Raw genomic sequence first — 12,630 nt, 5'->3', positions numbered from 1 at the left:
AATTTAAAGACGACTGATCCCACTTTCGTATTCTTTAGTACCGTTTAAACCTTAGTTAACGACGAGTTATGTACGCTTTTGTTAAACTTTATTTTAACTAGACTCCTTATTCAATATATATTTAATCCAAATATTACAGGTAATTTATGAAATTAAACAAGGTTGAGCCAAAATATATTTCAAAATCGAACCCAAGAATTGGTCTTATAACGCTTGGTAGCGATTTTAGAATTGAAAAGGATTTTAATAATGTGATCTATGGAAGAGATGTAGATCTGTATGTTAATCGAATACATTGTTACAATCCCTTGACCAACGAAACGTTAGCTAAAATGGCAGATGATATTACCGATGTCACTAAAGATATTTTACCAGATCAAAAAATAGATTGTGTTGCTTATGGATGTACATCAGGAACAATTGCAGCAGGTTATGATGTGATTGAAAAAAATGTGAAGTTAGCCAAGCCTGAAGCAAAAGTTACCACCCCAATTACATCTGCTATTAAGGCTTTAAAAGCTTTTAACATTAACAAAGTATCGGTTTTTACCCCTTATACAAAAAGTATAAACGACTCAGTTATAAATTATTTTAATAAAGAAAATATTGCAGTTAATGGATTAACATATTTTGATATTGAGTCTGATTTAGATATTGGAAAAGTAGATGAAGAATATTTATTTGAAGTTTTGTCAAAAATTAATTTAGAAGAAAGTGAGGCATTATTTGTGTCTTGTACGGCATTACCAGTATTATCGATAATCGATAAGCTTGAAAAAAAAATGAATAAAGTCATTTTATCTAGCAATCAAACATTAATTTGGGAAAGTCTAAATGCTATTGGCTATAAAAATAGTATTGAAGGTTTTGGAAAACTATTTAAATTTAACTAAATGAATTTTACAAAAGAAGAATACAAAAATAGATTAAAGAAGGTTCAAAAATCAATGCAAGATAAAGGCATTGATGTATTAATCTCTCAGGATCCATCGAACATGAATTATTTAACAGGTTATGATGCTTGGTCATTCTATTATGCCCAATGTGTCATAGTTCATATTAATGCAGATGAGCCCTTATGTTTTGTTAGAGACCAAGATGCAGGTGGAGCATATATTAAAACTTATTTGAAAGATGAAAATATTATAAAGTATGGTGAAAAATATATTCATAATTGGCCGCTTCACCCTTATGAAGCTTTAACAGATATTATTAAAGAAAGAAAATGGGATAAACTTTCTATTGGAGTTGAAATGGACAGTCATTATTTTACTGCCTACTGTTATGAAAAAATAAAATCAGGTTTACCCAATGCAAAAATTTCAGATTGTGAAAGATTAGTCAACTGGGTTAGAGTTGTAAAATCAGATACTGAAATTAATTTAATGAAAGCTGCATCATTAATAGTTCAAACAGGAATGAAGAAAGCTTTTAAAGTAATCAATCCTGGGGTAAGACAATGTGATGCTGTATCAGAAATACAAGCGGCTCTAATAAAGGGAACTCCTGAGTTTGGTGGAGATTATGCGTCTATTGTTCCAATGCTTCCAACTGGCAAAGGTACATCAGCATCTCATTTAACATGGACAGAAGATAAATTTGTAGAGGGCGAAGCAACAATTATTGAACTTTCAGGTTCTCATAAAAAATACCATTGTCCTATGGCAAGAACAGTGCTTCTTGGAAAAGCTGACCAACTTAAAATTGATACAATGAAAAAAACAAACGAAGCCTTGCAGGCAGGTATTGATGCTATCAAACCAGGAAAAACTGCAGATGATGTGGCTCAGGCATTTTGGAAGGTTCTAGATAAGTACGGTATAGAGAAAACCTCTCGTACTGGATATTCTATCGGAATTGGTTACCCACCTGATTGGGGGGAACACACTTTAAATATATCAAAAGGAGATATGACAATTTTAGAGCCAAATATTACTTTTCATATGATTGCTGTTATGCAATTTGGAAATTGGGGAGTTGAAGCTTCTGAAGCAATAAGAGTTACGGATCAAGGAAGTGAGCTATTTTGTAATTTTTCAAAAGATCTTCACATTAAATAATTAAAATAAAAAAACTTGATAAATAAGCTCACAAATGTTTTAAATCCATTTAGAAAATATGACTAAAAACAAAGAATTTGTAAAATTTGACAATGTAGACAAGAGCTATGATGGCAAAGTATTGGTCGTTAAAGGATTAAATCTAGACATTGAAGAAGGTGAATTTGTAACTATGCTAGGACCCTCTGGTTCTGGTAAAACAACTTGTCTTATGATGCTGGCTGGTTTTGAAACACCAACTCATGGAGAAATTTATTTAGATGGTAAGGTTATTTCAAATATTCCACCTCACAAAAGAGGAATAGGAATGGTATTCCAGAACTATGCTTTATTTCCACACATGACTGTTTATGAAAATTTAGCTTTTCCATTAAGAGTTAGAAAAATTCCAAAAGATGAAGCTGATAAAAAAATAGATAAAGCTTTATCCATGGTTTCACTTCATGGTTTTGAAGCAAGAATGCCGATGCAATTATCAGGTGGACAACAACAGCGTGTTGCTGTTGCAAGATCATTAGTTTTTGATCCACAAGTGGTATTAATGGATGAACCACTTGGAGCATTAGATAAAAATTTAAGAGAAAGCATGCAATATGAAATTAAACATATTCACGAAAGTATTGGTGTAACAGTTGTGTATGTTACACACGATCAAACGGAAGCATTAACAATGTCAAACCGTATTGCAGTTTTCAATGATGGTAAAGTTCAGCAACTATCAAGTCCTGATGAATTGTATGAAAAACCAGTTAATTCGTTTGTTGCTGAGTTCATTGGAGAAAATAATAAATTTTCAGGTCAAGTTTTAGATATTTCAGGAGATAAATGTAAAGTTAAATTAGAAAATGGCACAGAAATTTTAGCAAATCCAGTTGCTGTTAAAGCAAAAGGGGATAAGACTAAAGTTTCACTAAGACCCGAAAGAGCAATTATAGATCCTACAGATAAAATGGATAATAATCATAAAGGTAAAATTGAAGAAATAATTTATCACGGTGATCACACTAGACTAAGAGTTGATTTGTTGGGAAATAAAGAATTCATTCTTAAAGTACCAAATAGCACTGCAAGATTAGATCTAAAAAAAGGTAATATGCTTAATATTGGTTGGAACAGTATTGATTGCAGAGCTTTAGATCCAAAATAATCTTAAAAAAATCCCTAAAAAACTCAAATAAAATAAAGGCAAATTAGACATAATTGGCTGTTGACTAAACTTATCTATCTTGTTTTACTTTCACTTTATAAAATAACAAACGTTAACGTTAAATAGGAGAGAAAATGAAAAAAATAAGTAAATTATTACTTGCTCTATCTTTTGTACTTTCTATCACAACTTCAGCATTTGCAGTTACTGTAGTGTCTTGGGGTGGTGCTTATACTGAAAGTCAAAAATTAGGGTATGGTGATCCTACAGCAGCGAAACTTGGAATACCTGTAAATTGGGTAGATTACACTGGTGGATTATCAGAAATTAAAGCTCAAAAAGAAGCTGGAAAAATCACTTGGGACATCATTGATGTGTACGCAAAAGACACTATCATTGGATGTGACGAAGGTATTTTCCACGAATTCGATTTTGATAAAGATTTTGCACCTGCTCCAGATGGAACACCAGCAAGTGAAGACTTCTTCACTGGTATGCCTTCTAAGTGTGCAGTTGGAAATATCTTGTACTCATGGAACTATGCTTACAATGATGCAACAATTGGGGACAAAAAACCTAACTCATTGAAAGACTTTTTTGATACTAAAAACTTCCCTGGTAAAAGAGCAATTTACAAAGGTGCAATGTCTAACTTAGAGATTGCTATCACTGCAGACGGTGTAAACCCTGGTAAAGGTTCTGACTTAACTTACAGAAAACTTGAAGCAGATGGCGGTATTGATAGAGCTATGAATAAACTTAAAGCTTTATGTACTGATCCAAATGGTGGATGTGTATTCTGGAATGCTGGAGCTCAACCGCCTGAATTACTTGCTAATGGTGAAGTAGTAATGGCAACTGGTTGGAATGGTAGATTCTTTAATGCGCAAATGGAAGGAACTCCACTTGTACAAGTATGGGATGGACAAATTCTTGACTATGAATATTTTGCATTAGTTAAAGATGGTCCAGGTTATGCTGACGGTAGCGCTATGAAAGTACTTAGAGAAATGACAAGTACTGAAGGTTTAGCTGGAAGTGCTAAGTATATTGCTTACGCTCCTTGGAGAAAATCTTCAATCGCTATTATAGATGCTGGAGAGCCATGGTTTAAAGATGGTAAAACAAGCATGGTACAACACATGCCTACAGCACCTCAAAATACAAAAAGATATATCCTAATGAACCCTGATTTCTGGGCAGATAACCAAGATGAAATCGGTGAAAAATGGGAAGCAATGAAAGCTGGTCTATAATTTAGTTTTATAGATTAAGTTTTTGTTATAAAATACTAGGGCGGTTACACAATAACCGCCCTTTTTTTTTAAAAAAATTTTATATATGAGTACAGAAAAAATATTATCATCAGACGGGATACCTCTAGAGATAAGCCTAAAAAAAGCTGAGAGAAAAAATAAGCTAAAGGCTTTAATGCTTGTAGGTCCGTTATTTTTATTCCTTATAATTACATACATATTTCCAATAGGAGACATGCTATTTAGAAGTGTAGATGATCGTATGATCACACAAAAATTACCTAACACATTTGCTGCTTTAGAAAAATGGGATGGAAAAGAATTGCCTGATGAAGCAACTTATGAGGCGTTTTATAAAGATTTCTATCCATTGGCTATAAACAAAGAAGCTGGAAAATTATATCAGAGATTAAACTATGAAAAATCTGGTTTTAGTAGTGGATTAAAAAAAACAAATAGAACAATTAAAAAATTTGAAAAAGCTAATTATAAAGAACAATTTATGGCAACCCATAAAATATGGAAAGACGTGGATTATTGGATTGCTTTAAAGAATACTGCTCCAAATTGGTCTTATGCAAAATATCTAAAAGGTCTTGATTTAAAATTTGATCAAGACAGAAATATTATTCAACAAGATGAAGACAGGAGAATTCATAAAATCCTCTGGTTAAGAACTATAAAAGTTGCATTCTGGGTAACTGTATTCTGCTTTTTGCTTGCTTACCCAATTTCACATTTATTGGCCACACTACCAATGAAATATAGTAATTTATTGATGATATGTGTGTTGTTGCCCTTTTGGACATCACTATTAGTTAGAACTTCTAGCTGGATGGTTTTACTTCAACAACAGGGCCCTATAAACGACCTAATTGTTTGGCTAGGTTGGGCTGCTGATGATAATAGACCTGAGTTAATGTATAATGTTGTTGGCACTTTTGTTGCAATGACACAAATTTTATTACCTTTTATGGTTTTGCCACTTTACAGTGTGATGAAAACAATATCTCCAAGCTTAATGAGAGCTGGAAAATCATTAGGTGGAACTCCATTTACTGCATTTAGACAAATTTATTTTCCATTAACAATTCCAGGAATTGGTGCAGGCTGTTTATTAGTTTTTATTTTAGCTATAGGTTACTATATCACTCCAGCATTAGTTGGTGGAGCGAGTGGATCATTGATTAGTAATACGATTGCGTATCATATGAAGAGTTCTTTAGATTGGTCGTTTGCCGCAGCACTAGGTTCTATGCTGTTAGTTGGAGTGTTAACAATCTACTGGATCTATAATAAATTAGTGGGAATTGATAATATTAAACTAGGATAAATTATGGCATTACCAACTTACACATCCTGGAATTATAGAATTTGGCATTATACTTATTTAACAATTTGTGGGTTGGTATTTTTCTTTTTAATAGCACCGCTATTTGTAATTTTACCACTTTCATTTAATGCAGAACAATACATTCACTTTTCCAAGGGAATGATAGCCCTTGACCCAGACGCATTTTCATTAAGATGGTACGAAGACATGATCTATGGGACTAAAAATCCTTGGGGACTTGCGACAAAAAACAGTTTAATAATAGCTTTCTTTGCTACAATTGGATCTACAGTACTTGGAACGGTAGCTGCTCTAGGGTTAAGTAGTAGGCATATGCCATATAAAGCAGCGTTCATGGCTTTATTAATATCTCCAATGATTGTGCCATTAATTATCTCAGGAACAGCAATATTCTTCTTTATGGCAAAAGTAGGTTTAGCTGCAACACATACAGGAATAATTTTATCTCATATTATTTTGGGTACACCGTTTGTAGTTATTACAGTTACAGCAACTTTAACAGGTTTTGATCATAGTGTAACACGTGCTGCATCAAGTTTGGGTAGTAATCCAGTTAATACTTTTATGAAAATAACATTGCCATTAATTTTACCTGGTGTTATTTCTGGTGCATTATTTGCTTTTGTAACTTCATTTGATGAAGTTGTTGTTGTGTTATTCTTAGCAGGACTTGAAAACACTACTATTCCAATTCAAATGTGGGTTGGTCTAAGGGAACAGCTAAGCCCAACAATAATGGCAGTGGCAACTTGTTTAATTATAATGTCCACATTAATTCTTGTTAGCGCAGAACTTTTAAGAAGAAGGTCTGAAAGACTAAGAGGGATTAATAGGTAATTGATTTACTAAGATCATTTTTTTTATTATAAACAATTCTTCAATTTTTAAATATTATGGAAATTAAAAAAGTAGTAGTTATAGGTTCTGGAACTATGGGTAGTGGAATTGCAGCGCATTTGTGTAATGCAAATATTCCAGTTACTTTATTAGATTTAAAAACTGAAATAAGTGAGCAAGCACGGGATAAAATTTACAAATCGAGACCACCACTTTTGTTAGATAAGTCCAAAATAAAAAACATTAAAGTAGGAAACATTTTAGATAATTTTGATGAAGTAAAAGAAGCTGACTGGGTAGTAGAAGCTGTTGTTGAAAGAATAGATATTAAACATGATATCTATAAAAAAATATTCAAAGAAAGAAAAAAAGGTGCGATAGTATCTTCAAACACATCATCTATTCCTATCAAAATATTATCTCAACACTTATCAGAGGAAGAAAAAAAAGATTTTTGCATTACTCACTTTTTTAATCCAGTCAGATACATGGGATTATTAGAGATAGTTAAAAATGAAAATAATGATTTAGATAAAATAAACTCTCTAAAAGCTTTTTGTGAAACAGAACTTGGAAAAGGTGCAATTATTTGTAATGACACGCCAGGCTTTTTAGGAAATAGAATAGGTGTTTTTGCAATGCAAGTTGCAATGACTGAAGCTTTTAAAATGAAACTTAGCATAGAAGAAGCTGATGCAATTTTTGGAAGACCAATGGGTATACCAAAAACAGGTGTGTTTGGTCTTTATGACTTAATTGGTATTGATTTAATGGCCGATGTTTTAAAAAGTTTTATTAAAGAATTATCAGAAAATGACCCTTTTCAAGTAGTTGCAAAAGAAATTCCTTTAGTAAAAAAATTAATTGAAACAGGATATACCGGTCGAAAAGGCAAGGGCGGATTTTATAGAGTTAATAAAACTGGTGAAGTTAAGGTTATGGAAGCAATTAATCTTGAAACTGGAGAATACTCTGCAAGTAAAAAAATTAATATTAAATCAGACAAAATAGACCTTAAAGAATTAATTTCTAGAGAGGATAAGTATGGTGAGTATGCTTGGTCTGTTATTTCTAAGATTATCAAATATGCTTCTTCTTTAGTTCCATCAATTACAAAAGATTTCAATGATATTGATGAAGCAATGAGATTAGGTTTTAATTGGACTAAAGGTCCATTTGAAATGTTAGAAGAAATCGGAGTTGAAACTTTTTTTGGTAAAATAGACGACTTTAAGGGAAATGCTTTTTTAGAAAATTTATCTAAAAATAGAAATCAAGATTTTTATGGATCTAGACAAAAATACACTGACATTGAAACGTTTGGAAAAGCTAAAAAGAAAGCATTAAGTGTAGATGGAAACAGTTCAGCACAGATATATAGATTTAATGATTATAATATTGTTGAGTTTACCACTAAAGCAAATGCTCTAGATTATGATTCAATGGATGCTTTAAAAAAAGCTACAGACAAACCTTTGATTATAATAAATGAAAGCATGCAGTTTTCTGCTGGAGTAAACTTGAGTTATACAATGGATTTTGCGAACAAAAGTGATTTTAAATCCATAGAAAAATTTATTAGATATTTTCAAGAAACCTGCAAGCATCTTAAGTATTCTAATCACCCGGTGATATCTGCACCATCAGGTTTAACTCTTGGAGGTGGATTTGAAGTAATGGTCCAAAGTAATTTTGTTGCTTCACATACAAATATTGTAGTTGGATTAGTGGAAACAATAGTTGGACTGATACCAGCTGGAGGTGGATGTAAGGAAATGTTGGCAAGATGGCTTGATACAGACGAGGCTAAAAAAGATCCTCATTATGCACCACTTAAAGTATTTGATATTATTGGTTATGGAAAAACAGCAACTTCACCAATTGAGGCAGAACCATTAAAATATTTAAGACCAGAAGATAAAAAAATAATGAATAGAAATAGTTTACTAGAAGTTTCAAAAAAGATCTTAGACGACAATAAAGAATTTAAAACTCCATCAGAGACTGAATTTAAACTACCAGGAAAAGAAATTTTAATAGAAATGAATAAAATTATAGAAAACCTTTATAATGAAAAAATAATTCGTGATCACGGTGTTACTGTTGCAAAAGAACTCGCTCATGTTTTGAGTGGAGGAGATACAACTATAGATAAAACTTTATCAGAAGATGATTTATTTAAATTAGAATTGGATGCTTTCATGAGATTAATAGAGACAAAAGAAACTCAAGACCGTATTAAACACACACTAGCAACAGGAAAGCCTTTAATTAACTAATATCTATCATCTTCTTCTTTCTTTACCTCGTTTTCTAATATTTCTTCTTTTTTTTCTTCTATTACTTCTTCTTTTTTAAATTCTATTATCTTTTCACTTTGTTCTTTTTCTTTAATTAATTGGTCATTAAACTTTTTAATCAATTCTTCTTCTTTTGCTATTTGCTCCTCATCAAATTTCCTTTCCCACTCTTTTATTCTCTCTTCTTCATCTTTAATTCTTTTTTCTTCGAGAATTCTAGCTTGAATTATTTTTTGTTCTCTTAAATTTTCTAATCTTATTTTTTCTTCTTTTAGTTGTAATTCTTCCTGGATTTTTCTTTGATTGAGTTCATTTAATCTTAATTCGTTAAGTTCTTCTATTTCTAATTGTTCTTTTAGTCTAAGTTGTTTTTCTTTTTCTCTTAACTCATCAGCTTCTTTTAATATTTTTATTTCTTTTTCTCTTATTCTTTCAATTTCAATTTTTTTGATACTTTGTTCAATTTCTTCAAGTTTTTGTTTTTGATAATTTAATTTATGTTCTTCTTCAATTAACTTTTGCATATTTTTTTTTTGTTTATCAATCTCAATATTTTTTAATCTTTCTTCTTCATCTTTTATTTTCTGTTTAGCTTCACGGGCTTTTTGTTTCTCAAGAGCCATTAATTTATCATTTTCAATTTTAGCTTTTTGTTGCTCTTGTCTTATTCTTTGTTTTTCAAAAAATTCTAATTTTAGTTTTTCTTCTTTTAATTTTAAATCATCTTGTCTTACTTTTTCCTCTTCTTCATCTCTTAGTTTTTGCTCTTCAGCTTTAATTCTTTGAGATTCAAGTTTAATTTTTTTTCTTTCAATCTGTTGCTGTTGTTTTATAATTTTTTCTTTCAGTTTTTCTTCATTAGCTATTCTTTGTTTTTCTTCCTTTATTAGATTTAATTCATTTTGTTTAATTAACCTTATTTCTTCATTTTTTTGTTTTTCTTGTTCTAACTTTTCTTTTTTTAATTCTTTAATTTTTTCTTCTTTTATTAATTTAATTCTATGCAGTTCTTTTTGTTTGGCTCTTTCTTTGAAATTATTGTATTTTTCTATTAGAGAAGATGATGTGAATTTTGTTAATTTTTCTATATTAATCTTTTTTAAAATTTTTAAGGGTTGTTCAATTAATTTTTTTTTACTTAAATTAATTTTTTTCCTAATTGTATTTTTTAGGACATTTTTCACTAACGTATCTCATCAATTTTCAATTAATAATAATAGTTATAGAGTGACTAAAATGGGTTCAACCTGAAATTTTATTCATTGTTAATTAAGCATTTTAAAGGAATTAATAAAATCTGGTCTTAATATATACTCTGAGCGTTTATCAGATTTTATTTTTTTCAATACTTCTAAACCATAAAGAACTTTTCCAACGGGTGTATATTCGCCTTCAAATAATGGTTCATCCTGTAGGATTATAAAAAATTGACTGTCTTCAGTATCATTCTTAAATGTTCGAGCTAATCCGACACTACCTTTGGTATAATTAAAATCATTATCAATTTCTGATTTAATTGTACCTAAACCTGATTTTCCAGTTCCAATTTTTCCATAATCTAAATTTCCTTTTTTTCCAAACTCTAAGTCACCAGCCTGGATAAGTTTATTTTCAATTACTCTATGAAAAGCAATATTCTCATAAGCGTTAGATTTAATTAAAGTTACAAATCTTTGAACAGCATTAGGTGAAATATTAGGGTAAAGTTCTATAATTACATTTCCACAAGGTGCATTTAAAACTGCGATATTATTTGGATTTTTAAAAGTAATATTCTTTGGATCAATATTTTTGACAAATAAACATTTATTCTTAACTATAAAATATGTGCAGAAAGTTGTGATAGCTAATAGGATTAAAAAAATAAAAATAAGTTTTTCTGATTTAGAAGCTTTAATTTTTTTTATCATTAAAAAGTAAATGTTTTATCTATTTCTTTTATTTTATTTTCAATATATGAAATTTTATTATTCAAAATAGGGTCTGATTTACGAATTTGGTTAATTTCTTTTTCCTTTAAAAATATCATGTGTGAGTAAACTTCCGCCATATCCTCTGAGGCTGTTGATTTAGAGTATTCTGTAAAAAAACCTTTCGTTTCTTTGTATTGTTCTAACCCTATATTTTCTGTACATGTAGAACATTCAGCATATTTAAAGTTAGAATTATTAAATTTAATCCACTCTTCTTCATTAAAAACCTCTTTATGTTGAAGATGTATTACATGAAAAACTTCATGATGGATTACTCTTTCAAAGTAGTTTTCATTAAATTTAATATCTAGTATTAATGTTTTCATTACATTATCTGGAATGCCAGCTGTATACAATTCTGAGATAGATAAATTTTTACACATAACAATATATTTCAGATTAATTTTTTTTAAATAATCATAAGAATATCTACTAAGATTTTTAAGAATAATTTTATATTTTGCATCCAAATCTTTTTTATTTGGATTTGAACAAACAATATTTTTTTGAGTACCTAGTCTAAAGGGTCTGACAGCATAAAAATACTTAAGTTTATTTTTAGTATTTATTTCATAAATCTCTAAATTAGGTATTTTGATGAGATTATAGATAGTGTTAGCTTTTACTGGTGTAATAAAGATTATTAATAGTAAAACGGCTCTTATTAGGTTCATAATTATAAAGATAGAAGATATTCCATTATTAAAGAATGTGGTACATTTTATTTATAAATGAAAAAAGAAAGAAATAAAAACCCAATTCAACCTGTTAGTGGAACTAAAGTTCCAAGATTTGCTGGCCCATCTACATTTGCAAGGTTGCCAGAATTGAGAGATGTTGAAAGTTGTGATGTAGCAATTGTTGGAATTCCATTTGATGCTGGAACTAGTTACAGACCAGGAGCAAGATTTGGTCCAATGAGTATTAGACAGGCTTCAAGACATTTAAGAACTAATTATCATCCAAGTTATGATGTTGAGCCTTTTAAGGTGCAGCAAGTTGCTGATGCTGGTGATATCACTTGTAATCCATTTAGCATTGATGAATCGATAAAACAGATTGAAACTGGTGCAACAGATTTATTAAATAAAGTTGGTGGTATAATTAGTCTAGGTGGTGATCATACAATTGCAGTACCTTTATTAAGAGCAATCAATAAAAAATGTAATGGACCAGTTGCCTTAGTGCATTTTGATGCACATTTAGATACTTGGGATACATATTTTGGAGCTCCTTATACACATGGAACTCCTTTTAGAAGAGCAAGAGAAGAAGGTTTATTTTTAGATGATGCTTCAATGCATGTTGGAATTAGAGGTCCTCTTTATAGTAGGGATGATATTAAAAATGATGAAGAATTTGGTTTTAAAATTATTCACTGCGATGAGTTTCAAACACAAGGTACAGATAAAATTGCAGAAAGAATTAAAAAAAGAGTCGGTAATAATCCACTTTATTTGTCTATTGATATAGATGTTTTAGATCCAGCTTTTGCCCCAGGTACAGGTACTCCTGAAATTGCTGGAATGACTACAAGAGAAATGGTCAATGTTTTAAGAGGTCTGTCTGGTTTAAATCTTGTTTCTGCTGATGTGGTCGAAGTTTCTCCAGCATATGATCATGCCGAAGTCACTTCGTTAGCTGCAGCAACTATTGTTTACGAACTAACAAATTTATTTGCAAAATCATAAAGAAAGGATAGT

Annotated in this window: 11 protein-coding genes; 8 read left to right on the top strand and 3 right to left on the bottom strand. The window is 30.4% G+C overall.

Features of this window, described 5'->3' with window-relative positions:
* The first annotated feature begins 146 nt into the window (after positions 1–146).
* The 7 genes from AC5SLY_RS04650 to AC5SLY_RS04620 all read left to right on the top strand — a co-directional run bounded on the left by AC5SLY_RS04650 (position 147) and on the right by AC5SLY_RS04620 (position 8,933).
* Complete coding sequence (locus AC5SLY_RS04650) at positions 147–893, top strand: maleate cis-trans isomerase family protein (protein WP_006997944.1); 747 nt, start codon at positions 147–149, stop codon at positions 891–893.
* Positions 894–2,060 (top strand): M24 family metallopeptidase, encoded by a 1,167-nt coding sequence (locus AC5SLY_RS04645; protein WP_494598626.1) that lies wholly within the window; start codon positions 894–896, stop codon positions 2,058–2,060.
* Between the two features lie 58 nt (positions 2,061–2,118).
* Positions 2,119–3,207: an ABC transporter ATP-binding protein gene (locus AC5SLY_RS04640; RefSeq protein ID WP_018414312.1), complete on the top strand. Its 1,089-nt coding sequence runs from the start codon at positions 2,119–2,121 to the stop codon at positions 3,205–3,207.
* A gap of 134 nt (positions 3,208–3,341) precedes the next feature.
* The gene (locus AC5SLY_RS04635; RefSeq protein WP_494598625.1) at positions 3,342–4,463 is read left to right on the top strand and encodes an extracellular solute-binding protein; all 1,122 of its coding nucleotides are present in this window, start codon (positions 3,342–3,344) and stop codon (positions 4,461–4,463) included.
* Between the two features lie 85 nt (positions 4,464–4,548).
* A complete protein-coding gene (locus AC5SLY_RS04630; RefSeq protein WP_006997948.1) occupies positions 4,549–5,796 on the top strand; it encodes an ABC transporter permease in 1,248 nt (415 codons plus the stop codon).
* A gap of 3 nt (positions 5,797–5,799) precedes the next feature.
* The gene (locus AC5SLY_RS04625) at positions 5,800–6,654 is read left to right on the top strand and encodes an ABC transporter permease (RefSeq protein ID WP_006997949.1); all 855 of its coding nucleotides are present in this window, start codon (positions 5,800–5,802) and stop codon (positions 6,652–6,654) included.
* Positions 6,655–6,710: 56 nt separating this feature from the next.
* A complete protein-coding gene (locus AC5SLY_RS04620; RefSeq protein WP_494598624.1) occupies positions 6,711–8,933 on the top strand; it encodes a 3-hydroxyacyl-CoA dehydrogenase/enoyl-CoA hydratase family protein in 2,223 nt (740 codons plus the stop codon).
* Here AC5SLY_RS04620 and AC5SLY_RS04615 read toward each other — a convergent pair.
* The 3 genes from AC5SLY_RS04615 to AC5SLY_RS04605 all read right to left on the bottom strand — a co-directional run bounded on the left by AC5SLY_RS04615 (position 8,930) and on the right by AC5SLY_RS04605 (position 11,601).
* Positions 8,930–10,138 carry a primosomal protein gene (locus AC5SLY_RS04615; protein ID WP_494598623.1) on the bottom strand — a complete coding sequence of 403 codons (1,209 nt, stop codon included), beginning with the start codon at positions 10,136–10,138 and terminating at the stop codon, positions 8,930–8,932. The two genes, AC5SLY_RS04620 and AC5SLY_RS04615, sit on opposite strands and share 4 nt — an antisense overlap.
* Before the next feature lie 81 nt (positions 10,139–10,219).
* A complete protein-coding gene (locus tag AC5SLY_RS04610) occupies positions 10,220–10,864 on the bottom strand; it encodes a peptidylprolyl isomerase (RefSeq protein WP_006997952.1) in 645 nt (214 codons plus the stop codon).
* Positions 10,864–11,601, bottom strand: coding sequence for a putative zinc-binding metallopeptidase (locus tag AC5SLY_RS04605; protein ID WP_494598622.1), 738 nt, complete (start codon positions 11,599–11,601; stop codon positions 10,864–10,866). The genes AC5SLY_RS04610 and AC5SLY_RS04605 overlap by 1 nt, the downstream gene beginning before the upstream one ends.
* Positions 11,602–11,658: 57 nt before the next feature.
* Between AC5SLY_RS04605 and speB the strand changes: the two genes are divergently transcribed.
* Positions 11,659–12,618 carry an agmatinase gene (gene speB, locus AC5SLY_RS04600; RefSeq protein ID WP_006997954.1) on the top strand — a complete coding sequence of 320 codons (960 nt, stop codon included), beginning with the start codon at positions 11,659–11,661 and terminating at the stop codon, positions 12,616–12,618.
* The last annotated feature ends 12 nt before the right edge of the window (positions 12,619–12,630 follow it).

The organism is Candidatus Pelagibacter sp. PS_23 (genome assembly GCF_059417905.1).
The sequence above is the reverse complement of the archived record's forward strand: the minus strand, read 5'-3'. Positions and strand labels throughout refer to the sequence as shown.